General features: G+C 51.9%; 21 protein-coding genes. 16 read left to right on the forward strand and 5 right to left on the reverse strand.

Annotated elements, in window-relative coordinates; all coding sequences use genetic code 11:
• Positions 1-40: 40 nt before the first annotated feature.
• The 5 genes from DNI29_RS05870 to rpsF all read right to left on the reverse strand — a co-directional run bounded on the left by DNI29_RS05870 (position 41) and on the right by rpsF (position 5,835).
• Positions 41-2,062: a thioredoxin domain-containing protein gene (locus DNI29_RS05870; RefSeq protein WP_110977102.1), complete on the reverse strand. Its 2,022-nt coding sequence runs from the start codon at positions 2,060-2,062 to the stop codon at positions 41-43.
• A 100-nt stretch (positions 2,063-2,162) separates the two neighbouring features.
• Complete coding sequence (locus DNI29_RS05875; RefSeq protein WP_162303522.1) at positions 2,163-4,451, reverse strand: GSCFA domain-containing protein; 2,289 nt, start codon at positions 4,449-4,451, stop codon at positions 2,163-2,165.
• A gap of 284 nt (positions 4,452-4,735) precedes the next feature.
• Entirely contained in the window at positions 4,736-5,179 is a 444-nt protein-coding gene (gene rplI, locus DNI29_RS05880) for a 50S ribosomal protein L9 (protein ID WP_110977104.1), read from the reverse strand.
• 21 nt (positions 5,180-5,200) lie between these two features.
• Positions 5,201-5,452, reverse strand: a complete 252-nt coding sequence (rpsR, locus tag DNI29_RS05885) for a 30S ribosomal protein S18 (protein WP_044002832.1) — start codon at positions 5,450-5,452, stop codon at positions 5,201-5,203.
• A gap of 8 nt (positions 5,453-5,460) precedes the next feature.
• Positions 5,461-5,835 carry a 30S ribosomal protein S6 gene (rpsF, locus tag DNI29_RS05890; RefSeq protein WP_110977105.1) on the reverse strand — a complete coding sequence of 125 codons (375 nt, stop codon included), beginning with the start codon at positions 5,833-5,835 and terminating at the stop codon, positions 5,461-5,463.
• A gap of 73 nt (positions 5,836-5,908) precedes the next feature.
• On the opposite strand from rpsF, the gene DNI29_RS24875 reads away from it, so the two are divergent.
• The 16 genes from DNI29_RS24875 (at position 5,909) to DNI29_RS05965 (ending at position 23,230) form a co-directional block, all read left to right on the forward strand.
• The gene (locus DNI29_RS24875; RefSeq protein WP_238388009.1) at positions 5,909-6,094 is read left to right on the forward strand and encodes a hypothetical protein; all 186 of its coding nucleotides are present in this window, start codon (positions 5,909-5,911) and stop codon (positions 6,092-6,094) included.
• 119 nt (positions 6,095-6,213) lie between these two features.
• Complete coding sequence (locus tag DNI29_RS05895; protein ID WP_110977106.1) at positions 6,214-7,563, forward strand: c-type cytochrome; 1,350 nt, start codon at positions 6,214-6,216, stop codon at positions 7,561-7,563.
• 156 nt (positions 7,564-7,719) lie between these two features.
• Entirely contained in the window at positions 7,720-10,761 is a 3,042-nt protein-coding gene (locus DNI29_RS05900; protein WP_110977107.1) for a TAT-variant-translocated molybdopterin oxidoreductase, read from the forward strand.
• A 77-nt stretch (positions 10,762-10,838) separates the two neighbouring features.
• A complete protein-coding gene (nrfD, locus tag DNI29_RS05905; protein ID WP_238388010.1) occupies positions 10,839-12,296 on the forward strand; it encodes an NrfD/PsrC family molybdoenzyme membrane anchor subunit in 1,458 nt (485 codons plus the stop codon).
• Positions 12,289-12,813, forward strand: a complete 525-nt coding sequence (locus tag DNI29_RS05910; protein WP_110977108.1) for a DUF3341 domain-containing protein — start codon at positions 12,289-12,291, stop codon at positions 12,811-12,813. The genes nrfD and DNI29_RS05910 overlap by 8 nt, the downstream gene beginning before the upstream one ends.
• Complete coding sequence (locus DNI29_RS05915; RefSeq protein ID WP_110977109.1) at positions 12,813-13,556, forward strand: c-type cytochrome; 744 nt, start codon at positions 12,813-12,815, stop codon at positions 13,554-13,556. The genes DNI29_RS05910 and DNI29_RS05915 overlap by 1 nt, the downstream gene beginning before the upstream one ends.
• 9 nt (positions 13,557-13,565) lie before the next feature.
• Positions 13,566-14,894, forward strand: coding sequence for a quinol:cytochrome C oxidoreductase (locus tag DNI29_RS05920; RefSeq protein ID WP_238388011.1), 1,329 nt, complete (start codon positions 13,566-13,568; stop codon positions 14,892-14,894).
• An 87-nt stretch (positions 14,895-14,981) separates the two neighbouring features.
• A complete protein-coding gene (locus DNI29_RS05925; RefSeq protein WP_110977110.1) occupies positions 14,982-16,058 on the forward strand; it encodes a cytochrome c oxidase subunit II in 1,077 nt (358 codons plus the stop codon).
• A gap of 25 nt (positions 16,059-16,083) precedes the next feature.
• Positions 16,084-17,943, forward strand: coding sequence for a cytochrome c oxidase subunit I (locus tag DNI29_RS05930; protein ID WP_110977111.1), 1,860 nt, complete (start codon positions 16,084-16,086; stop codon positions 17,941-17,943).
• A 176-nt stretch (positions 17,944-18,119) separates the two neighbouring features.
• Positions 18,120-19,202, forward strand: coding sequence for a COX15/CtaA family protein (locus DNI29_RS05935; RefSeq protein WP_110977112.1), 1,083 nt, complete (start codon positions 18,120-18,122; stop codon positions 19,200-19,202).
• 53 nt (positions 19,203-19,255) lie between these two features.
• Positions 19,256-20,107, forward strand: coding sequence for a heme o synthase (cyoE, locus tag DNI29_RS05940; RefSeq protein ID WP_110977310.1), 852 nt, complete (start codon positions 19,256-19,258; stop codon positions 20,105-20,107).
• Between the two features lie 102 nt (positions 20,108-20,209).
• Positions 20,210-20,797 carry a cytochrome c oxidase subunit 3 gene (locus tag DNI29_RS05945; protein ID WP_110977113.1) on the forward strand — a complete coding sequence of 196 codons (588 nt, stop codon included), beginning with the start codon at positions 20,210-20,212 and terminating at the stop codon, positions 20,795-20,797.
• 22 nt (positions 20,798-20,819) lie between these two features.
• Positions 20,820-21,590 (forward strand): cytochrome c oxidase subunit 3, encoded by a 771-nt coding sequence (locus tag DNI29_RS05950; protein ID WP_110977114.1) that lies wholly within the window; start codon positions 20,820-20,822, stop codon positions 21,588-21,590.
• Between the two features lie 84 nt (positions 21,591-21,674).
• Positions 21,675-22,016, forward strand: coding sequence for a cytochrome C oxidase subunit IV family protein (locus DNI29_RS05955; RefSeq protein WP_110977115.1), 342 nt, complete (start codon positions 21,675-21,677; stop codon positions 22,014-22,016).
• Between the two features lie 4 nt (positions 22,017-22,020).
• A complete protein-coding gene (locus DNI29_RS05960) occupies positions 22,021-22,686 on the forward strand; it encodes an SCO family protein (RefSeq protein WP_110977116.1) in 666 nt (221 codons plus the stop codon).
• Complete coding sequence (locus DNI29_RS05965; RefSeq protein WP_110977117.1) at positions 22,673-23,230, forward strand: DUF420 domain-containing protein; 558 nt, start codon at positions 22,673-22,675, stop codon at positions 23,228-23,230. The genes DNI29_RS05960 and DNI29_RS05965 overlap by 14 nt, the downstream gene beginning before the upstream one ends.
• Positions 23,231-23,240 lie beyond the last annotated feature (10 nt).

Consider the following 23,240-nt stretch of genomic DNA (forward strand, 5'->3'; position numbering starts at 1 on the left):
GATAACACACCCGCGGCCGGAACCGGTAGCCGCCGACGCATCAAAGCTGAGCCAGAGCCTCCGCTACGGAATGCACCGGCTGTCGGCAAGCCCGGTTAAAACAGACATAGATGGTGGTCTGCTCGTTCCGGGAGGTTCGGCCTTGCAGCAGGGGTAGGGGGCTAGCATGCACACTGCCAGCTATAACCGTATTGGGCAAATAATGTCGGCTGAGTTCCTGACGAAACTGCTCTGCATTGGGCCCGGTAATGGCAATTTCGGCCGATGGCCGTAGCAGCGCCGTGTACAGCATGGCCCAGTTCGTGAGGCTTTGGGGTTCCTGCACCACCAATGCCTGTACTTGCCGGAGCATGGCAGCAGCCAGTTCTTGGTAGTGGCTGTTTTCCAGATGAAGGCCCAGCCGGTGTAGATTGTGCGCCATAACCGAGTTAGAAGCCGGAATGACGTTGTCGAAGAGTTCCTTTTTGCGGGCAATCAAGGTTTCCCCGTTATCGGCCGTGAAAAAGAATAGCTGCTCCTGTGGGTCGAAGAAATGGGCAAGCACGTACTCGGTCAATTGCTCGGCTTCTCGTAGCCACTCCTCCGCGAAGCTGACCTCATACAGGCTGATGTAGGCCTGAATTAGAAGAGAATAATCTTCTAGGAAAGCCGGGATGGTAGCGCGCCCGTTTTTGTAGTTGCGTTGAAGGCCTTCGGTTGTGTGGAGCTTCGTGCGGAGGTAATTTGCATTACGCAAAGCCAGTTCCAGAAACAGTGGCTCCGCGAAGGCTCGGTAGGCATCCGTCAGACCCTGCAGGGCCAGGGCATTCCAGCCAGTCAGGATTTTATCATCGAGGGCCGGGCGGGTACGGGTGTTGCGGGCGGCTAGTAGCTTTTCCTGCCATTGTTTAACCATAGTTTGCAGTTCACCCAGGGGTAGGCTGTGCTGTTGGGCAAACTCCGTATCCGTGCCGAGGCGGTGCAGAATATTCGCGCCGTGCTCCCAGTTGCCCTCAGTGGTGCAAGCATAGTAAGCTGAGGCCAGCGGCTCTTCGTCGCCTAGCACGGCTTGTAGTTCCTGCTGAGTCCAGGCGTAGAATTTACCTTCCACGCCTTCCGTGTCTGCATCGAGTGAAGAGAAAAACCCGCCTTCTGGGCTCATCAACTCACGCTGCAGAAAAGCTACGGTATCATAGACCACCTGTCGGTAGAGCGGGTCGCCGGCTACCTGAAATGCCTCCGCGTACAAAGTCAGCAGTTGCCCATTATCGTAGAGCATCTTCTCAAAGTGCGGAACCAACCAGGCTTCATCCACCGAGTAACGAGCAAAGCCACCGCCAATCTGGTCGTAAAGACCGCCGTGGGCCATCTGGCGCATGGTTAGGTTGAGTTGATTCAGGAGGGTAGGGCTGCCGCTCAGTGCATGGGCATGCAGCAGAAAACGCCAGGTGCTGGGCATCGGAAACTTCGGTGCTCGGTTCAAGCCGCCCTTCTCCCGGTCAAACTTCGCCGCCAGATTATACACCAGAAGCTTGAATTCCTCGTCCGATAGACCATTGGAAACCTCTGCGGGGCGGTATTTATCTAGCTCACTGCGCTGAAGCACCTGCGCAAATTGCTCAGCGGAGGCTTGTAGCTCGTGCCGGTACTCACCCGCGTACCCGCGTCCAATACTGGTGAGCAGCTGCAGCCAGTTTTGGGGCGGGAAATACGTGCCCCCGTAAAACGGCTTGGCCTCAGGAGTCAGGAAGACATTCAAAGGCCAGCCGCCCTGTACCCCCATGGCGTGCAGGGCATCCATATACACTTGGTCCACGTCGGGCCGCTCCTCCCGGTCCACCTTGATACACACGAAGTGCGTGTTCATCACGGCGGCTACCTGCAGGTTCTCAAACGACTCGCGCTCCATAACGTGGCACCAATGGCAGGCCGCGTAGCCTATGCTTACTACAATGGGCTTGTTCTCAACCTTGGCTTTCTGCAGTGCCTCAGCTCCCCATGGGTACCAATCCACGGGGTTATGCGCATGCTGCAGCAGATAAGGACTTGATTCCAGCGCCAGACGGTTAGGGGAGGGGTTCATGGATGATAGGGGGGTAGGTCCTGACGACTCAGATGGACAACTGTAGAAGCTAATGCTTGGTGCAAAAGAAAACCCGACCACTAACGGTCGGGTTTTCAGATTACGTAGTTTCAGGTGCCGGAGCATCAGCAGCTGGTTTCCGTCGGGGTGGTCGGGCCCGACGCTTGGGCGGTTCCGGGGTCGTTTCCGGTTCTGCTGGCGGGCGGGCTTCGGCCGGAGCAATTGGGGTTTCGACTGCCGGCCGCTTAGGAGCCCGTTTGCGTGCCGTTGGTGCAGGCGCTGCAGGCTCTGTGGGCGTTACTTCCGTAGGGGTGGCTTCTGCTTCTGGGGCTTTTCGCCGATTACGAGGCTTTGCTGCCGCTTTTGCTGGCTTAGTTTCCGGAGCAGTAGCTGGAATATCAGAAGCTGGCGCTATTGCCTCCTCTGCTACAGCAGGCAGCTCAGCAGAAGCTGGCTCCGGCTTCTTGCGCCGCGATGGACGTGGGGCTCGTTCAGCGGCGGGCTTGCTTCTACTCTGTTTACGGCTGGTCGGAGTAGGTTCTTCAGGGCTTGCAGTTGGTACCTCAGGTAGCTCGGGCGTTATGGCAGGCGTCGGTTCCACAGGAATTGCCGGTAGAACAGCAATCGGTTGCTCGTTGGTTGGTGCTTCTGGCGTTACCTCAGGAGTTGCCAATACCTCTGGCACCGAAACAGATACTTCTTCCGGCGCTACAGCTTCAGCAGGAGTTTCTTCGGCCGAAGCATACAAGGGTTTACGGGCATTACGACCACCAGCACGGGTAGGGCGCTCCTCGCGCGCATCGCGCCGCCGATTCCGGTTACGACGAACCGGTTCCTCAGGCGTTGTCTCAGCTGCATCAGTCGTGTCTCCTAATGGCTTCGGGTCCTCCTCAGGGGTAGGAATTTCTGGTCTGCCACCCCGCAGTTCGGCCTCCGTGATATACACGACATCGGCTGTGGATTCAGGGGTAGCGAGTTCCTGCTCCGGCGCTTCAGGGGCTGGAACTTCTGTTGTAATGCCTTCCTGAGCCGCTGCCTCCGCTGCTAAGCGTGCATGCTTGCGCTTCGTGCGTTTGGCCCCGCCCCGGGAGCGACGCTTTTTCTTGCGCACCGGTTCTTCCTCGCCGGTTTCTGGTGCTGCTTCCTCCGCTTCCGCAGAGTCATTTTCGTCGTCCTCCTCAGCTAGTGCCGCCGAGTAAGCGTGTTCGTAAGCCGATTCCGAAGAAATAATTGCCTCTTCTGGTTCGGCATCTTCATCCTGTTCTGGCTCTACCAATACCCCAGATCCACGCGTTACCAGCCGGGCACTGGCTTCCGGCAAAGCGGTTTCCTCTTCTGGTTCTCCAATATCGATGCGCTCTTCCTCGTCGTCAAATTCTTCCGGCTCCTCCACGGGTGGGGGAGGAGGGAGGGGTAGGGCCGCCAACTCACGCTCCAGATGCAGCAACTCCATGCGTACATCCACCACAGAGCTAAGCCTGCGCAGCCGCTCCAGCGTGCTTTCCAAAAACTGCCGGTGCTCTGGTGCGGCGGCGTATAAGGGGCGGTGCCCCAGCGCCTGTCGGATGCCTTCCCACTCTTTCTTGAAACGACCAAATGCCGCATCGAAGTAGGTGCGGGTGAAACGCTCCCAAATGTAGTTTTCTGCCACATCTGAAGGATGAAGCATATCGGAGGCATAGAAGCGGTAGTCCCGCAAGTCGTCTAGCAGGAGCTCATACGCTGGGAAATACGAAACATCCGGCAACAGCTCGCTCAGGTAATGACACGCTACCCGCAGCATAGACTTGCTGGCTGAGTTCAGCACCAACGTGTCTTTGATGTGACGAACCGGACTTACCGTCAGAATAAAGCGTAGCCGCGGGTTGATGCGTCGTAGATAGGCGTGAGTTTCCGCAACGGCCGCAATAATATCATCTGCAGTCAGCAATTCCTTGCTGAATTTATCGGCGGCTACCTTGTGGCAGTTGCTGATAATCTCGTCGGTTTCCCGCAGGCGGTAGGCATAGGCGCTGCCCAACGTCAATACTACTGCGTCGGCGGTAGCCAGAAAAACGCCTACCTCGCGCGTGAGGGTCTGAATATTCTGTAGCAGCTCAACTGGGCTATCGGCTCCTACCTCAGCGTGCAGGTCGTAGCTCTGCCAGCGGCCGCGGGCTTCCACTACGTGCTGCTGCCAGTCCATGTCTTCCCCAGCCGCCGCGCGCAGCAGCTTGCAGACTGAGATGGGGTTGAATACTGTGCCAAAGGGATTCACCATGGCCGCAACTTTAAAGTCGCGAAGCCGGGACCCAATAGAATCAGAAAAGCAGGAGCCTAGCGTCAATACCCGGGCCGAATGCGGCAGTTGCTGCGGGTGGGGCGTAAGCGGTAGTTCGGTACGAAACATTTTCTTTGATACGGCCTTTGCGGGCCAACGGACAGGCAACCTACTCAACATCCCGCGTTCAGCCAAACGAAGCAGACCAGCCTTTAAAAGCACACTGGTTCTCCGGTCTCTCGCGGAATCTAGCTATACACGAAAGAAAGCCGGATATGTTTCTCACTTCCAGCCGCACAAGCTCAGTGAGCTGCAACCGCTATTAGATGAATGCAGGTGTTGCCTGGTGAGAAAATAAAAGCGCCCGGCTGCTCAAGCAACCGGGCGCTTTCAAAGGCCAATTTAATGACAGCTTACTCAGCAACTACGTTGAAGCTCACTTTGTGCTTCACTTCGCGGTGCAGATCGATGGTAGCGGTGTAAGAACCTACTACGCTGGGCTCTGAGTCGAACGATACACGCTTGCGGTCCACCTCAATGCCTTTGGCCTTCAGGGCGTCCGTCAGCTGCAGCGTGGTTACGCGGCCGAAGATTTTGCCGCTTTCACCCACCTTAGCCGGAATGTCAAGTACTACGTCACCGATTTTGTCAGCTACTGCCTGCGCATCAGCTTTCACCTTCTCGGCTTTGTGAGCAGCCTGACGTACGTTCTCAGCTACGATTTTTTTATTGGATTTGTCGGCCAGAACAGCCAGACCCTGCGGGAGCAGGTAGTTACGGCCGTAGCCGGGCTTTACAGTAACAATATCGTTCTTGTAGCCCAGGCCTTTTACGTCGTCTTTCAGAATTACTTCCATGTCAGTACTACGGTTGGCGGGTTACTTCAGCGAATCAGTTACGTAGGGCATCAAAGCCAAGTGACGGGCTTTGGCTACGGCTTGAGCTACTTTGCGCTGAAACTTCAGGCTGGTGCCAGTGATACGGCGGGGCAGAATGCGGCCCTGCTCATTCACGAACTTCAACAGGAAGTTCGGGTCTTTGTAGTCTACGTACTTAATGCCGTTCTTCTGGAAGCGGCAGTATTTCTTGCGCGTATCCTGCTTGTGGATTTTTTCGTTGGCGAGGCTCATTTTCTTAACTACTGGGCTACGGCTTCCGATTGTTTGGCTTTCTGCTGGTTCATCTCGCCTTTACGACGACGCTCGGCATAAGCCACAGCGTGCTTGTCCAGAACCGTGGTGAGGAAACGGATGATGCGCTCGTCGCGGCGGAATGCCAGCTCCAGCGTGTCAACGATGTTTCCTTCGCCGGTGAACTCCACGAGGAAGTAGTAACCAGTGTTTTTCTTCTGAATTGGGTACGCCAGCTTTTTGAGGCCCCAAGCTTCAGTGTTGATGATGTCGGCGCCATTTTCCTTAAGCACCTGCGAGAACTTCTCGACCGTCTCTTGCACTTGGCTCTCGTTCAACACGGGAGTCAGAATGAAGACCGTCTCGTAATTTCTTACTGCCATTACGACGGGGTGAAAATTGTGTGAAAAACTAAATGAGGGGCAAAGATAACAGTAATTAGCGCAAGTTCTATTCATGTCCTATACTTTATTAAGTACAGAAGGCACCGATAATAATTTGAATGCCAGCGGCAAAACCTTCTGCAATGCAGGACGTTGGCAGATGGGTGTCCATTGGGCAAGCAGTTGCTTTGTTGGTGAAAGTCCTAGAGGTAGCATATCTATATATATAAGGTATGCAGGCGCTGGTATTTTAGAATGATTCTAAGCTTGCTGGTAAGGGCGAAAATTAGCCAACGCTGGTTTGTTCTCTGGGTTTCCCGACCTACATTTGTGGCCTTGAAGCACCCCCGCGTTTCTTTTTTCCAGTCAAATTGTGCTATGAATAGCATCCGACTTCGTCCCCTTTCCCGCCTTTTTCTCGCTCTATTCCTGACCGTTGCTACCATTGGTGAATCCTTGGCGCAAGCGGTTGGTGCGGCTCCGGCCGTGAGCAAGGAAGGCGTGGCCCCCGGCGCTACGGCTGCCGCAACTCCCGCCACGGCGGCTGCTCCCGCTGCTGGCGGTGGCGACGCTGCTGCAATCGCAGCCGGCGATGCTCTTTTCAAAGGCAACTGCGCTCAGTGTCACGCTGTGAATGAGGTAGTAGTAGGGCCTGCTCTTGCTGGCATTTCCAAGCGCCGGCCTATGTCCTGGATCATTCCTTGGGTGAAAAACTCGAGCAAAATGGTTGCCAGTGGCGACGAGTACTCGGTAAAAATCTTCAACCAGTACTCTAAGCAGCAGATGCCCAGCTTCCAGCTGTCAGATCAGGAAATCACTTCCATCGTTGCTTGGGTAACTTCTCAAGAAGGTAAGGCCACCGGACCTAACGACAATGCTGCTGGCACGGGCATTAAGCCCGGCGAGCAAGGACCTGCTGGCGGTGCTGATACTGCTGAAGCTGGTGCTGGCAAATACATGAACGTACTGCTCATTGTATTGGTAGTGGTACTGATTGTGTTGGTAGTAACACTAGTAATTATTGCCAACATTATGAAGGACGTACTTCGTGGCCGCAAGGACCTCGATGGTCGCGACCGGGAAGTGTTGGAGCAGCGTTTCGATTTCTCGAAAATCTACAAGTCAACCGCAGTTCGCGCCATTGTAGGGGTAGTGTTTGTGCTTGCGGTGCTGTATGAGTCGATTCAGGGCGCAATGGGTGTAGGCCTGACTCAGGGCTATCAGCCTACTCAGCCTATTGCCTTCTCGCACAAACTGCACGCTGGCGAGCACCAGATTAACTGCGCATACTGCCATACCTCGGTGTACAAGAGCCGTTCGGCTAATATTCCTTCGGCTAACATCTGTATGAACTGCCACTCGCAGATCAAGACGGAGTCGCCCGAAATCAAGAAAATCTACCGTGCTATTGAGCGTAAGCAGCCTATTCAGTGGGTACGTATTCACAACCTGCCTGACCTGGCTTACTTCAACCACGCTCAGCACACCCAAGTAGGTGGCATTGAGTGCCAGACCTGCCACGGCCCTATCCAGAATATGGATGTGGTATATCAGTATTCGCCTCTCACCATGGGCTGGTGCATCAACTGCCACCGCGAAACCCCTCTGAATACTAAGGGCAACGGTTACTACGACAACTTGGTGAAGCTGCATGATAAGTCGAATGGTGCTGTACCATTCACTGTGTCGTCGAACGGCGGCACTGAGTGCTCGAAGTGCCACTACTAATATCATAGGGGCTTAGGCTCGGGAAACGGGGTAGTATTTATTGCCAAGATTCCTAGAGCCTAAGCCCCCACTTCCCTTTAAAAAGCCTGCTTAGAGACTGTCTGGAATTTGATACGACGTCCCTAAGTCTCTAAGACCCTAAGTTCCAAAAACACGATGCAAGAGTCGCCTAAGTACTGGAAGGGAATTGAGGAACTGGAGAACTCACCGGAGTTCGTGAAGAATGCACTCACTGAGTTTGCTGACTTCTTGCCGGTGAAGGAATCCAACGGCAGCACCGATGCTGCCGTTGCGCCCCGCCGCGACTTCCTCAAGCTAATGGGCTTCGGTATTGCCGCCGCCACCCTCGCCAGCTGCGAAACCCCAATTAGAAAGGCTATTCCCTACCTCAACAAACCTGAGGAAGTAGATCCGGGAATTGCCAACTTCTATGCTTCCACTTTCTTCAACGGCCAAGATTATAACAGCATCTTGGTGAAAACCCGTGAGGGCCGTCCGATTAAGTTTGAAGGCAATCCAGAGTCACCTGTTACCCGCGGTGGTCTGTCGGCCCGGGCACAGGCTGCCGTGCTAAGCCTGTACGATGGTGGGCGCCTTCAGCACTTTGCTAAAAAAGGCGCTAAGATTGATAAAGATCAACTCGACCAAGAAGTGCGCAACGCATTGGCTGGTGCAGGTCGAATTGCTGTTGTATCGCCTACGATTATCAGCCCTTCTACGAAGAAGGTTATTGGTGAATTTGCAGGCCGATTTGCCGGTACCGAGCACGTTATGTACGACGTAGACTCGGCTTCGGGCCTGTTGCGTGCCAACGGGGGGGTAGTACCCGCTTACGACTTCAGCAAAGCTGATGTAATTGTAAGCTTCGGTGCTGATTTCCTTGGTACTTGGCTCTCGCCAGTAGAGTACGCCCGTCAGTATATCACTAACCGTAAGGTTTCGAAAGAGAAGCAGACGATGTCTCGTCACTTCCAATTCGAGAGCAACATGAGCCTAACAGGCTCTAATGCTGATGTACGCGTGCCACTGAAACCATCCGAAATGGGTGAGGCAGTGCTGGCCGTTTACAACACAGTAGTAGGAGGCGGCAGTGCTTCTTCCTACAACAACAAGCTGCTGCAAACTGCTGCTGCTGAACTGAAGCGTGCTGGCGCCCGTGGTCTGGTAGTATCCGGCTCAAACGACCCAGCAGTTCAAACGCTGGTAGCGGCAATCAACCAAGCACTCGGATCAGCCGCGGTTGATGTTGCTAATCCTTCCTATATCCGTCAAGGTGATGATGCTCGCATGAGCCGTCTTCTGCGCGATATCAGCAACGGACAAATTGGGGCCGTTATTTTCTATAACGCTAACCCTGTATTCGACCACCCGATGGGGGCTGACTTAGCCGCCGCCCTAAAGTCAGGTAAGGTTCGTACTACCATTTCTCTGAATGACCGGCTTGATGAAACCGGTGAGTTGTGCACCTACGCTGCTCCGGACCACCACTTCCTTGAGTCTTGGAATGACTATGAGCCCAAGCGTGGCTTCCTTAGCCTCGCGCAGCCAGTAATTACACCGCTTTTTGCTACCCGTCAGGCACAGGATTCTCTGTTGACTTGGGCTGGTAATCCTACCACTTATTATAACTACCTCCGCAATCAGTGGAAAGCAGTATTAGGTGGTGATTTCAACAAGGCCTGGGATAAGGCTGTACACGATGGCGTTGCCACTGGCACCGCTACACCTGCTCCGATAGCTCAGACTGCTGCTGCTATGGACGTGAATGGTGCCATCAGCGCTATCAAGTCTGCGCCCAAGCCTTCAGGCATTGAGTTAGCTATCTATGAGAAAGTAGCTATCGGCAATGGCTCAAACCTCTTAGCAAATAACCCCTGGCTGCAGGAGTTGCCAGATCCGGTAACTAAAGCTACTTGGGGCAACTATGTAACTGTGCCACGTGCCTATGCTGCTGACCAGAAATGGGAGCAGGGCGATGTGGTAAAAGTGAGTGTAAACGGTAAGTCGGTTGAACTTCCCGTACTTATCCAGCCAGGTCAAGCAGCAGGTACGATTGGTATTGCTCTCGGCTATGGCCGCACTAAGGCAGGTAAGGTAGGTAATGAACTTGGGCAGAATGTGCTACCCTTGGTAGCCATGCGCAACGATGCTATCATCTATAGCAACGCAGTTCAGATCACTCCGACGGAAGCTAAATCGCCGATTGCTCAGACCCAGACGCACCACACCATCATGGACCGCAAACAGGTGGTTCAGGAGGCGACGCTGAAGCAGTATGTCGAGAATCCGAAGGAGGTAACGGAGTACGAAAAGATTTCGACCCCGGAAGGTCTGGCTAAGCCCAACAAGGTGTCCCTGTGGCAGGACTATGAGTACAAGAACCACCATTGGGGCATGGCTATCGACCTCAACTCGTGTATCGGCTGTGGCTCTTGCGTAATTGGGTGCCAAGCTGAAAACAACGTAGCTGTAGTCGGTAAGCAAGAAGTAATCAATCGTCGCGAGATGCACTGGCTGCGTATCGACCGGTATTACAGCTCCGCGGCTCATAAGTCAGATTTCGAAGCCAAAGGCAAGTTAGATACCTACGCGGCTATGGAAGATCCTTCGGAGAATCCGCAGGTAATATTCCAGCCCATGCTTTGCCAGCATTGCAACCACGCCCCTTGCGAAACAGTGTGCCCAGTACTCGCTACTACACATAGTTCGGAAGGCCTCAACCAGATGACATACAACCGCTGTGTTGGCACGCGCTACTGCGCTAACAACTGCCCATACAAGGTTCGTCGTTTCAACTGGTTCTCTTACTACACCAACGAGAAGTTCGAGACTGTAAACGGCCACATGTTTACCGATCTGGGCCGTATGGTTCTCAACCCCGATGTAACTGTTCGTGCTCGTGGTGTAATGGAGAAATGCTCGTTCTGCGTGCAGCGTATTCAACTCGGTAAGCTGGAAGCGAAAAAGCAGAAGCGTCGTCCGCAAGATGGTGAGGTAGTTTCAGCTTGCGCGCAGTCCTGCCCCACGCAAGCCATCGTCTTCGGTGATATGCGTGACCCTAACTCGCGTATCTCACAGATCCTACGCCGTGAAGATGGAGAACGTGCTTTCCACGTACTTGACTCGATCAACACGCAGCCGAATATCACATACCTCACGAAGATTCGTAACACAGAATCGTCGGAGTTCAACGCCTAGAAATTGAGCCACGGGGAAGAGCAGCGGTGCCTGCTGTACCAGTGCTCTTCCCACCTACTCCTTTAAGTCCAAAAACTATGCAGCACGTATCGCCTGTACGGGAGCCGCTCGTTACCGGGGGGAAAACGTACCACGACGTCACCCAGGACGTTGCGCACCAGGTAGAAGCCGCCCCCAACATCCGCTGGATGGCCGCTCTCAGCGTTGCTCTCGTCCTCCTCGGCGTGTTCTTCTACTCTGTTTACCGTACTCTTTGGTATGGTATCGGTGAATGGGGTCTGAACAAAACCGTCGGCTGGGCCTGGGACATCACCAACTTCGTGTGGTGGGTTGGTATCGGCCACGCCGGTACTCTTATTTCAGCAGTTCTGCTGTTGTTCCGTCAAAAGTGGCGGACCTCGATTAATCGGGCAGCTGAGGCAATGACCATTTTTGCGGTAATATGCGCCGCTATGTTCCCTGTATTGCACATGGGTCGTCCATGGCTTGCATACTGGGTATTCCCACTGCAAAACACCTTTGGCTCGCTGTGGGTAAACTTTAACTCCCCGCTTTTGTGGGACGTGTTTGCCATCTCGACCTATTTCTCGGTATCCTTGGTTTTCTGGTATACGGGTCTGGTTCCAGACTTTGCTACCATCCGTGACCGAGCTAAAGGCCCCATTGCTAAAGTAGCTTACTCGCTGCTGAGCTTCGGCTGGAAAGGTTCCGCTAAACACTGGTCTCGTTATGAAACTGTGTCGCTGATTCTAGCTGGTGTATCTACGCCTCTAGTACTCTCTGTACACACCATCGTATCGATGGACTTTGCTACTTCGGTAGTTCCAGGCTGGCACACCACAATCTTCCCTCCCTACTTCGTAGCGGGTGCTATCTTCTCAGGCTTTGCAATGGTACTGACGCTGATGCTCATTACCCGGGTAGTATTTAAGCTGGAAGACTACATCACTATTGAGCACATTGCCCTCATGAACAAAATCATGATGGTTACGGGCTCTATTGTAGGTGTAGCCTATATCACGGAGTTCTTCATCGCTTGGTACTCCCAAGTCGAATTCGAACAGTACGCTTTTATCAACCGCGCAACGGGACCTTACTGGTGGGCATATTGGTCGATGATGACCTGCAACGTAATCACTCCGCAGTTGGTGTGGATTCGTCGTGTTCGTTATAGCATTCCGCTAACCTTTGTGTTGTCGATTATCGTGAACATCGGTATGTGGTTCGAGCGTTTCGTAATTATCGTTACCTCCTTGCACCGTGATTACCTGCCTTCGAGCTGGGTAATGTTCTCGCCTTCCATCATCGATATCGGTATCTATGTTGGTACTATCGGCTTGTTCTTCACCTTGTTCCTGCTGTTTGCCAAGTTCTTCCCGGTAATCAACATGGCAGAAGTAAAGTCTGTACTGAAATATACGGTGGATAACGGCCCAACCTATACTGGCCATGACCCGCATCACCATACTCCTCAGCCTGCTACCACCCACGGAGTTCCCGCCTCGGCCTCTGTAAACTACGATAAGCATGACTAAGCGCTTCGCCCTCGGCATCTTCGACGACGAAGACGTGCTGCTGCACGCCGTTGAAAACGTCCGCGAGGCGGGCGTTAAGATCTACGAAGTTTTCACTCCTTTCCCAATCCACGGCATGGACGATGCCCTTGGCATCGAACGGTCGCGGTTACCAATCGCAGCCTTCTTCTTCGGGCTTACGGGTTTGAGCTTCGCCCTCTGGATGCAGATATACATGCTGGGTTTCGATTGGCCGATGATTATCGGTGGTAAACCCCACATCGCACTACCCTCCTTTATTCCGGTATCGTTCGAGTTGACTGTACTGTTTTGCTGCCATGGAATGGTAATCACATTCTATACCATCAGCAAGCTGTATCCACGCTGGAAAACCCCTGTGCTGGACGTACGCTCAACTGACGATAAGTTTGTAGTAGCCATTGAGGTGAATGAAAACACCGATATGACCAAACTGACACAGCTGCTGCGTGACAATGGCGCTTCGGAGGTGAACCAAAAAGAAATGTCCAAGTTCTAATGACGCATTCGCTGAAATTGACTCTGCAAGCGTCGGCGGTTCTGCTGGCATCGGTGTTCACCACCGCCTGCAACCGAGCCGATGACCCCGGCCTAGAGTATGCCCCTGAGATGTATGCCTCGATTCCTTACGAGCCACTCAAACAGGAGCATACAAACAAGGTAAATCCTTTAGGTCTGAACATGCGTGTTCCTGCTGTAGGTACCGTTCCGCGTGGAAAGGCTAACTACTACACCCATATTGCCAAAGACGATATAGCAACTGCGGAAACTACGTTGCGTAATCCTTTTGCTTACAGCAAGGATGCCTTGGAAGAGGGTAAGACTCTTTACACGCGTAACTGCCAACACTGCCACGGTGAATCAGGCGCTGGTGATGGACCAGTTGGGGCTAAGTTTAAGGGTGTGCCTAATTATTCAGTTGGCGCATACAAAACCATGAACGACGGTCACATTTACCACGTCATTCAATGGGGTAAGGGCCGGATGATGCCTCATGGCTCACAAGTTAATCCGGAAGAGCGTTGGAAAATTGCCATGTATGTCCGGATGTTGCAGCAAGGCAAAGGTCCTGATGGAATGACTGATTTCCTGAAAGCAGCAGGAGTAAATAATGCGGCAGTAGCGGATTCTTCGCAAACTACCGATTCACAAACGCAGAGCCCCGTACAGGAAGCACAGGCTGACAAAGCCTCACAAACTCCTGGACAAGGTGACAAAGCACGTAACGGTACGGCACTTTAATATACTCCTATGGCAACTCTGACGCATCAAGAAAGCGTTACGGCTGAATACCTGGAGGTTTCGCCGTCTGCTCGTAAAAAGTTCATCCTAATCATTGTAGCCGGAGCTATTGTTCTAGCTATCGGGTTACTGCTGGCAGCTCTGGGAATTGGCGCTGAACACCACGAAGGTGCGGCAGCTGCTCACGAGGCTACCAGCCATGGGGCAGGTCCAGCTGCTGGACACCATGGCAGCCCTGCTTGGCTTAAGCGACTAATCGTAAGCCTGTGGCATAACAACGTGTTCTTCACCGGTGTATCTGCCATTGGTACAGTATTTATGGCTATTCAGTATGTAGCCTATGCTGGCTGGTCTGTATTGATCAAGCGCATCAATGAGGCACTAAGTGCTTGGTTGATTCCTGGCTTGGCTCTGATGATTGGCATTTTCCTCATTAGCCTCATTAACCATGATATTTTCCACTGGACGATGCCAGGAATCATGGAAAAGGGCAACGAGAATTACGATGCCATCATTGCTGGTAAATCAGGTTTTCTAAATCTGCCTTTCTACCTGATCCGTATGGTTCTGTTCCTCGGACTGTGGGCGTTCTTTACAAAGCGTCTGCGCGACTTGTCTCTGGCTGAGGACCTCAACGGTGGTACTGAGTATTTCCATAAGAGTATCAATGTATCAGCACTGTTCTTGGTAATCTATGCAGTGTCGTCGCCGATTGCTGCTTGGGACTGGGTAATGTCAGTAGACACGCACTGGTTCTCTACAATGTTCGGCTGGTATGTATTTGCCTCTTGGTGGGTATCAGGTATTGCTGCTGTAACGCTGTGCACAATCTTCCTCAAACAAGCTGGCTACCTACGCTTCGTTAAAGAAGGCCACTTGCACGACTTAGGCAAGTTCATGTTTGGTTTCAGCATTTTCTGGACTTACGTATGGTTCTCCCAGTTTATGCTGATTTGGTATGCTAACCTGCCGGAAGAGTCTGTGTACTATAACCAGCGCTTGGGAGGTTTCGACGGCCGTTACACATGGATGTTCTTCGGTAACTTGGTTATCAACTTTGTATTCCCCTTCCTTGTGCTCATGACTCGTGATGCCAAGCGTCAGATGATCATGCTGAAGATTGTGAGCATAGCTATTCTGATCGGACACTGGTCGGACTTTTATCTGATGCTGATGCCCGGAACGATGAAGGCCGAGAACGGGTTTATCATTGAAATAGGTACCGCTCTGGTTTTCCTGGGTGCCTTCCTTCTATTGATGACTAAGCGCCTTTCGCAAGCTTCACTTGTGCCAGTTCATCATCCATTCTTGGATGAAAGCGTCCACCACACCACCTGATTTCAGACGCTGGGTTGGGAGAGGTGAGGGGCGAACACCCTTCACCACTCACCTCTCGCTCTCAGTACTCACTTCTACCTCCTGCTAATGACTACTCTTGGTATTCTTCTGGTGCTGGTGTTGCTGCTGGTCGTGTTTGGCCTGCTGTTCCGTCTCCAGATTCTAACCTCAATCTTTTCGGGCAGCTCGGCGCGAGAAGTTGGCGTTAGTAACCGCGTAAACGCCATCTTATTCATCATTTTTCTAGTTGTTGGTGGAGCGGCCTTTGCATGGTCGTTCATCGATAATTACGATAAGATGAATCCTCCCATTGCATCTGTTCATGGTCATGCTACCGAGCGGATGTTTTGGACCACGATGATCATTCTGGGTATCGTATTTACCCTGACTCAAATACTGCTATTTGTATACTCTTACAAATACCAGCATAAAGAAGGCCGCCGCGCATTCTTCTTTCCCCATAACAACAAGATTGAAGTTATCTGGACTCTGATTCCGGCCATTGTTATGGCAGGACTCGTGTTTGCTGGCTGGAAGGAGTGGACACGTATTACTGGGCCTGCTCCGAAAGATTCTGTTGTAGTAGAGGTAATGGGCAAGCAGTTCAACTGGTTGGTTCGTTACCCTGGTCGTGATCAGAAATTGGGTGTTGTAAACTATCGTCTTATTGATGCTACCAACGAATTTGGTTTTGATCTGAGCGATAAGAATGGGGTTGATGATTTCGTAGCACCTGAGATACACGTACCTAAAGGACATCCAGTGCTGCTCAAAATCCGTTCGCGCGACGTACTTCACGCGGTTTACATGCCTCACTTCCGTGTACAGATGTATGCGGTACCTGGTATGCCAACTAAGTTCTGGTTTACTCCTACCAAAACGACTGACGAGATGCGAGCTCAAACGGGTAACCCGAAGTTCAATTATGAGCTTGCTTGCAATCAAATCTGTGGCCGTGGTCACTTCGCTATGAAGCTGAACATTGTGGTAGATGAACCAGATGACTACGTAGCGTGGTTTGGTCAACAGAAGTCATTCTCTGAGCAGAACCCTGATGTATTGGCTAGCTTCAAACAGAAGTCGGACAAACTGGTTGAGAAAGAATCAGCTGCTTCCGAATCGGCTGCAGCTGTAGTTCCGGTTTCAGCTAAGGCTTCGCTCTAATATCACTTAATTGCACGCTTCCACTATGGCTGCTAATCTTCCTACTCAAGCGCAAGTGCAAGGCGGCGCCGGTGTAACCGAGCCGGGCGTATCGCACGATGAGCATGCGCACCATGACGAGCACCACGAGCAGAGTTTTCTGCAGAAGTATGTCTTCAGCACTGACCACAAAGTAATTGCCAAGCAGTTCCTGATTACAGGTATCTTCTGGGCTATCATTGGTGGCACGCTGTCGAGCCTCTTCCGTCTGCAGCTAGGCTGGCCTGAGTCAACTTTCGAGTGGCTTTCACCATTTCTTGGTAAATGGATTGAAGCTGGTAAACTGAATCCAGAGTTTTATCTGGCCCTGGTGACGATGCACGGCACTATCATGGTGTTCTTCGTGCTGACTGCTGGCCTGTCAGGTACATTCTCCAACTTCCTGATTCCGCTTCAAATTGGTGCCCGTGATATGGCTTCCGGGTTTATGAACATGCTCTCGTATTGGTTCTTCTTCCTGTCGAGCGTAGTGATGTTCTCTTCCCTGTTCATCGAAACGGGTCCTGCTGCTGCTGGTTGGACAATTTACCCTCCTCTTAGCGCGCTTCCTCAAGCTATTCCTGGCTCGGGTGCTGGCCAAACTCTTTGGCTGGTATCAATGGCACTATTCATCGTGTCGCAGTTGCTAGGTGGTGTGAACTACATCACGACGGTTATCAACCTGCGTACCCAGGGCATGAGCATGAGCAAACTGCCCCTGACTATCTGGGCATTCTTCCTAACTGCTATCCTGGGTTTGCTATCTTTCCCAGTTCTATTCTCAGCAGCTCTTCTGCTGATTTTTGACCGCTCATTCGGCACTTCGTTCTTCCTATCGGATATCTACATTGCTGGTCAGGCTCTGCCTAACACGGGTGGCTCGCCCATCTTGTTCCAGCATTTGTTCTGGTTCCTGGGGCACCCCGAAGTATACATTGTTATCATGCCTGCTATGGGCATGGTATCGGAAATCCTTGCTACCAATGCTCGTAAGCCAATTTTCGGCTACCGTGCTATGATTGGCTCACTGCTAGGGATTTCGCTCCTCTCGTTCATTGTGTGGGCTCACCATATGTTCGTGACAGGGATGAACCCATTCCTAGGCTCAGTGTTCATGTTCCTGACGCTGATTATTGCAGTTCCTTCAGCGGTAAAAACCTTTAACTGGTTGGCTACTCTGTGGCGCGGTAACATCCGTTTCACAACAGCAATGCTCTTCTCCATTGGGTTTGTGTCGCTGTTCATTGCTGGTGGTTTGACCGGTATTGTATTGGGTAACGCTGCTCTGGATATTCAGATGCACAACACTTACTTCGTGGTAGCTCACTTCCACTTGGTAATGGGTTCTTCAGCCTTCTTTGGCCTGTGGGCCGGCGTTTATCACTGGTTCCCGAAGATGTTCGGCCGGATGATGGATGAGAAGCTGGGCTATGTACACTTCTGGCTGACTTTCTTGGGTGTATATCTGGTGTTCTTGCCTATGCACTATGTTGGTATTGCCGGTTTCCCCCGTCGTTACTATGCATGGACTGGCTTTGATACCTTCAGCCAGTTTGCTGACCTCAATAAGTTCATCTCAGCAGCGGCTATCATTGCCTTCTTTGCTCAGTTTGTCTTCATCTTTAACTTCTTCTACAGCATCTTCCGCGGCCGTCGTGCTACCGAGAACCCTTGGAACTCAACCACGCTGGAATGGACTACTCCGGTAGTACCTGGCCACGGCAACTGGCCTGGTGCTATTCCGGCTGTTCACCGTTGGCCTTACGACTATAGTAAGCCCGGTGCTGCTGAAGACTTCATCCCTCAGCACGTTCCATACTCGCAGACTCAATCTTCGAACCTGCCGTACGAAAAGGAAATGGAATAAGTGCTTCGCGCACCTCGCCTTCTGAAATGGGCCGCTGTACCTACGGCGGCCCATTTTCTTTACTTCTGAAGGGAAATCCGGACCGGCTGTGCCGGATACCGATTTCCCTTTTGTTGTTGTAAGCAAATAGCCATTTTGATGGTTAAAGCAGCACACCCTGCATAGTCACATTGAGTATGTCAAGCCCCACATTTGTTCGTAGATTTAGGTTTGTTGGAATACTCACGGTAGTAGCCGTGTACATTCTGATTTTGGTAGGTGGTATTGTGCGAAGTACCGGTTCTGGGATGGGTTGTCCTGACTGGCCGAAGTGTTTTGGCACTTGGGTGCCACCTACGGATATAAGTCAGTTACCAGCTAATTACAAGGAAATCTATACCGCACAGCGAGTAGAGAAAAATCGAAAGCTGGCAAGTAAACTTGAGCGGATGGGCTTCCACCAAGTTGCAGGAGACATATTCGCTCATCCCACCCAGTACATAGAAACTGACTTCAATCCGGTCAAAACCTGGATTGAATATGTGAATCGATTGGTTGGAGCTCTGATTGGCGTATTCGTATTTGGCACGGTAGTTTTTGCCTTGCCCTACTGGCGCCGCGACCGGATAGTATTTTGGCTGGCTCTAGCATCATTTCTGCTAACCGGAGTACAGGGCTGGCTGGGTTCTTTGGTAGTTTCAACCAACTTGCTCCCTATCATGGTGACCATCCATATGGGGCTAGCACTGCTGATTGTAGCAATGCTGATTTACGCTGTTGACCGGTCGCAGAGGGGTAGGGAAGTGGCCATAGAACCTATTCAGGGAGTGCGAGGATTAACCTTGTGGCTTTGGGTCGCAGTGCTGACAACATTTTTACAGATAGTGCTGGGCACCCAAGTGCGAGAGGAAATCGACTTAGTGGCTTCGGCAGCTCAATACCTGAACCGAGAAGGATGGGTAGAGCAATTAGGGAATACCTTCCGGGTGCACCGGTCATTTTCAGCACTACTGCTGTTGTTGAACGCCTACCTCGTGTATCGGTTGTATCATCTTCCATCGCGGCGTTTACATCGTTTGGCCGCCTCAGTCATTGTACTGATAGCCGCAGAAATAGCTGCTGGAATACTTCTGGCCTATTTCTCATTCCCGGCTGCAGTGCAACCTGTGCATCTTACCTTGGCCACCCTGTTGTTCGGAGCGCAGTTTTTAGCGTTGGTAGCTTACCGGCAGGCTACGAAGTTGAGGCCGCAGGTGGTTACTCCGGCTGTTGTTGCGTAACTTTGCGGCCCCGTTTGGCGGATTTTTCGCCGCGCAACTTATTTCAGGAGTTGATGAGTAAGGCTAGGGCTTTCTTTCAGTTAATTAAATTCCGCTTGGCGCTTACGGTAGCTTTTTCCAGCGCCATCGGCTACCTGCTGGGAGCCCATGAGTTGGAATGGGGGCGTGCTGCGTTAGTGTTGCTAGGTGGTCTGGCTGTTACGGGTTCAGCCAATACTATCAACCAGATTTTCGAGATAGATCTTGATAGATTGATGAAGCGGACAGCTAAGCGTCCGTTACCATTAGGGGTGCTCAGCGTCCGCGAGGCATGGATCTTCAGTATATTGCTTGGGGTAGCAGGGCTAGGGTTGCTAGCTTTTATTTTCAACCCTATTGCAGCGGCGCTTTCCCTGATTTCGCTGATTTTATACGGGTTTATCTATACCCCACTCAAGACTATTTCGCCTATCTGTGTAGCTGTAGGAGCTATTCCAGGCGGGATGCCTCCCCTAATTGGCTGGGTTGCAGCAACGGGCTACCTCGGGTTGGAAGGATGGATCTTATTCGGCATCCAGTTTATGTGGCAGTTTCCGCACTTCTGGGCCATTGCCTGGGTCTTAGACGATGACTACAAGAAGGCAGGCTTTAAAATGCTGCCTACCCCCGGCAAAAAGGATTTACGCACTGCCTTCCAGATCATGACCTATACGCTGGTCTTGATTCCGTTGAGCTTGTTACCCTTCTACTTTGGCATGACGAGTACCACTTATCCAATGGTGGCGGCTATTTGCGGCGTGCTGTTCCTAATGCAGACCTTTTACCTCATGCGCACCGTCAGTAAGAAAGCGGCCATGAGCATCATGTTTGGGTCATTTCTCTACTTGCCCATTGTTCAGATAGCGTTGGTTTTAGACAAGCTATAGCCTTGTTTAAAAAGTGCAAAAGGATAGCATGGGAGTGGGACAAAGTACCTTCGACTCATGTTGAACAGGTAGCACTTTGTTTCTCATTTTACTTTTCATCATATGCATCCTTCCGAAGCATTAACCACCAAGCAGCCGGCCACCGGGATTCATCCCTTGCGCTTCCTGTTGGTGCTGATGATGGTCAGCATCTTCATGATTTTTGCGGCTTATACCAGTGCCTACATCGTACGTCGCAACGAAGGCAACTGGCTGGAGTTTGACCTGCCTTTTGGCTTTCTGATTACTACCCTTATTCTGGCCGCCAGCTCCGCCACTGTACAGTGGGCGTGGTTTGCCGCCCGCAAGGATGAGCTAACTCAGGTACGCACGGCTCTGGCGTTAACTACGGTGCTAGGCATAGCTTTTCTGATCGGCCAATGGCAGATGTGGGAGCAACTGGTAGGGGCTCGTATCTTTTTTGCGGGTACAGATGCCAACCCTTCCGGCTCTTTTCTGTATGTATTAACCGGCGTCCATGCATTTCACCTGATTACAGGGCTTATCTTTCTGCTGATAGTTTTGCGTAAAAGCTTTAATTATCAGGTGCATTCCCGCCAAATGCTCTCCATCGGCAACGTAACCATCTACTGGCACTACCTAGGCGCGCTTTGGTTGTACCTGTATTTGTTCCTACTTTTGAACCACTGATTTTTGTCAACCCCCGCACGCTATGTCCACCATTTCCACGACGCAGGCAATTTCTGATTCCGCCCTGGATAAGCCGCGTACCGGCACTTGGGATGGCGGGAACGAGCCCTTTAAGGCGAGCTACGGCAAGCTGATGATGTGGTTCTTCCTGTTGTCGGATGCCTTCACCTTCGCCGCTTTCCTCACCACGTACGGTCTGATTCGTCACCGCCACGGGGTGTATGAGGGTACGCCTGAAGCTTTCAAGTTCTCGACCAACTACTGGCCCATCCCTGAGAAAGTATTTGATGCTTTCCCTGGCCTGCACGGCACTCACCTGCCGCTGGGCTTCGTAGCTCTGATGACAATGATCCTCATCTTCAGCTCAGTTACCATGGTACTGGCGGTTGAAGCTGGTCATCGTTTCGACAAGAAGGACGTACAGAAGTGGCTGCTGTGGACTATCCTGTTTGGCGCTACCTTCCTGAGCTGCCAGGCGTGGGAATGGACTCACTTTATCACTGGTACCGAAGCGGGAACTGTGATGAATGACGGTACGGTGTTTCATGGCGCAAACTTGGCTATGAACCAGTATGGCCCAGTTCTGTTCGCTGATCTGTTCTTCTTTATCACGGGCTTCCACGGTACCCACGTATTCTCGGGTGTCTGCTTGCTGGTTTGGGCGTTTATTGCCACCACGAATGGCACCTTCGAGAAGCGCGGCCATTACGAAATGGTAGAGAAGATTGGCCTGTACTGGCACTTTGTGGACTTGGTGTGGGTGTTCGTTTTCACCTTCTTCTATTTGGTTTAATTTCAGCAAGCACGTAGAGCCGGGTGGCCTTTATGGACCCCGGCTCTACGTGTATTTTTCTTCGTTACTCAGCGACCCACCATCATGGCTCAGCACGCAACGCACGATACCGTTCCGACCGGCGAGATTCCAAAACCAAATACTGCTTGGATCTGGAGAACCTTCTGGATTATTTCGGCAATTACGGCCCTGGAATTTGTTATTGCCTACCTCATGCCGGCTAGCACCTTCCGTAACTCTATCTTCATCATCCTCACCATTTTCAAAGCCTTCTTTATCGTGGCTGAGTTCATGCACTTGAAGCATGAAACAAAAGGATTGATCTGGAGCATTCTGATTCCGATGGCCTTGCTGATTTGGCTGCTAGTAGCACTCATCACTGAAGGTTCCTACATCGGCGAAGCGGTTCAGAATCTGATTAGCTAACTTGATGAGGCCCCAACAAACATTGGTGTTGGGCCTGATTCTGCTGGTTCCGGTTCTGGCTTTCCTTTTCCTGAAAAGCTTTGGTACCAACCGTTACGCGCTGCCAACTTTCCTGCCTGAGCGAGTAGATTCTACTCAGGTTGATGGAAAGTGGCAGCGCGATACTGTTTATCACCAAATCGGTGACTTTCGACTGGTATCACAATCGGGAAGAGAAGTGACAGGAGCGGAGCTGCGGAATAAAGGCCTGTATGTAGCCAGCTTTTTCTTTACAGCTTGTTCGCAAACCTGCTCGCGCATGAACAGCCAACTGGTGCGTGTACAGGAAAAGTTTCGGCAGGATACCCGGGTACGGCTAGCTTCTATGACGGTGGCCCCGGAACAGGACTCAGTTGCCGTACTGGCTCGCTACGCCGAGCAATACGGCGCTATTGCTGGCAAATGGTTTTTCTTGACCGGCGACAAAGGTGCTGTCAATCGGTTAATAACTCAGGATTTGCGCCTACCCCCCGTTGTTGGCAGTGGCTCTGGAATGGTCCACAGCCATGAGTTGTTCTTGATAGACCGTGACGGACACTTGCGCGGCCGGTATGATGGCGGCAATGAAAAGGACGTGAACCGGCTCATCACTGAAATTGAAGTGTTGCTTTACACCTATGACCACCCATAACTCACCAGTTGCCAACCATGGCAACTTCACCAAGTATAAAATTGCTGCTGGCGTCTTGGGAGCAGTAGTGCCACTCGCCGTTGCCGTACTGTATTTCATGCCGGGTGCTTTTCGGATTCCGGGCGCTAATGTGAAGATGCTGCCGGCAGTAAATGCCGTGCTGAATTCACTGACTGCAGTGTTCCTCGTGCTAGGCTACTACTTCATCCGGCGCAAGGATGTGGCTAAGCACCGCGCCATGATGGGAATGGCCTTTTTACTGGGCTCCTTGTTTTTGGTCTCCTACGTAGCCTACCACTCTCAAGGCATCGTAACCAAGTTTGGGGGCCAGGGGCTGATCCGTGGAGTGTACTACTTCATCCTGATTACCCACATTCTGCTAGCAGCTATTACGGTAGCGCTGGTACTGTTTACCCTGTACTTCGCCTTAACTGAGCAGTTCCAGAAGCATCGCCGGATTGCCCGCTGGACCTATCCCATCTGGCTGTATGTGTCGGTGACGGGTGTGATTGTGTATTTCATGATTGCTCCGTACTATACCTAAGTTCAGGTAA

Origin of the sequence: Hymenobacter sediminis, from assembly GCF_003231285.1 — a bacterium.
GTDB lineage: Bacteria > Bacteroidota > Bacteroidia > Cytophagales > Hymenobacteraceae > Hymenobacter > Hymenobacter sediminis.

What these genes read in the sequence shown, in the direction of transcription:
- DNI29_RS05870 (WP_110977102.1), bottom strand. Translation starts at nt 2,062, where the DNA reads ATGAACCCCTCCCCTAACCGTCTGGCGCTGGAATCAAGTCCTTATCTG.
- DNI29_RS05875 (WP_162303522.1), bottom strand. Translation starts at nt 4,451, where the DNA reads ATGTTTCGTACCGAACTACCGCTTACGCCCCACCCGCAGCAACTGCCG.
- rplI (WP_110977104.1), bottom strand. Translation starts at nt 5,179, where the DNA reads ATGGAAGTAATTCTGAAAGACGACGTAAAAGGCCTGGGCTACAAGAAC.
- rpsR (WP_044002832.1), bottom strand. Translation starts at nt 5,452, where the DNA reads ATGAGCCTCGCCAACGAAAAAATCCACAAGCAGGATACGCGCAAGAAA.
- rpsF (WP_110977105.1), bottom strand. Translation starts at nt 5,835, where the DNA reads ATGGCAGTAAGAAATTACGAGACGGTCTTCATTCTGACTCCCGTGTTG.
- DNI29_RS24875 (WP_238388009.1), top strand. Translation starts at nt 5,909, where the DNA reads ATGTCCTATACTTTATTAAGTACAGAAGGCACCGATAATAATTTGAAT.
- DNI29_RS05895 (WP_110977106.1), top strand. Translation starts at nt 6,214, where the DNA reads ATGAATAGCATCCGACTTCGTCCCCTTTCCCGCCTTTTTCTCGCTCTA.
- DNI29_RS05900 (WP_110977107.1), top strand. Translation starts at nt 7,720, where the DNA reads ATGCAAGAGTCGCCTAAGTACTGGAAGGGAATTGAGGAACTGGAGAAC.
- nrfD (WP_238388010.1), top strand. Translation starts at nt 10,839, where the DNA reads ATGCAGCACGTATCGCCTGTACGGGAGCCGCTCGTTACCGGGGGGAAA.
- DNI29_RS05910 (WP_110977108.1), top strand. Translation starts at nt 12,289, where the DNA reads ATGACTAAGCGCTTCGCCCTCGGCATCTTCGACGACGAAGACGTGCTG.
- DNI29_RS05915 (WP_110977109.1), top strand. Translation starts at nt 12,813, where the DNA reads ATGACGCATTCGCTGAAATTGACTCTGCAAGCGTCGGCGGTTCTGCTG.
- DNI29_RS05920 (WP_238388011.1), top strand. Translation starts at nt 13,566, where the DNA reads ATGGCAACTCTGACGCATCAAGAAAGCGTTACGGCTGAATACCTGGAG.
- DNI29_RS05925 (WP_110977110.1), top strand. Translation starts at nt 14,982, where the DNA reads ATGACTACTCTTGGTATTCTTCTGGTGCTGGTGTTGCTGCTGGTCGTG.
- DNI29_RS05930 (WP_110977111.1), top strand. Translation starts at nt 16,084, where the DNA reads ATGGCTGCTAATCTTCCTACTCAAGCGCAAGTGCAAGGCGGCGCCGGT.
- DNI29_RS05935 (WP_110977112.1), top strand. Translation starts at nt 18,120, where the DNA reads ATGTCAAGCCCCACATTTGTTCGTAGATTTAGGTTTGTTGGAATACTC.
- cyoE (WP_110977310.1), top strand. Translation starts at nt 19,256, where the DNA reads ATGAGTAAGGCTAGGGCTTTCTTTCAGTTAATTAAATTCCGCTTGGCG.
- DNI29_RS05945 (WP_110977113.1), top strand. Translation starts at nt 20,210, where the DNA reads ATGCATCCTTCCGAAGCATTAACCACCAAGCAGCCGGCCACCGGGATT.
- DNI29_RS05950 (WP_110977114.1), top strand. Translation starts at nt 20,820, where the DNA reads ATGTCCACCATTTCCACGACGCAGGCAATTTCTGATTCCGCCCTGGAT.
- DNI29_RS05955 (WP_110977115.1), top strand. Translation starts at nt 21,675, where the DNA reads ATGGCTCAGCACGCAACGCACGATACCGTTCCGACCGGCGAGATTCCA.
- DNI29_RS05960 (WP_110977116.1), top strand. Translation starts at nt 22,021, where the DNA reads ATGAGGCCCCAACAAACATTGGTGTTGGGCCTGATTCTGCTGGTTCCG.
- DNI29_RS05965 (WP_110977117.1), top strand. Translation starts at nt 22,673, where the DNA reads ATGACCACCCATAACTCACCAGTTGCCAACCATGGCAACTTCACCAAG.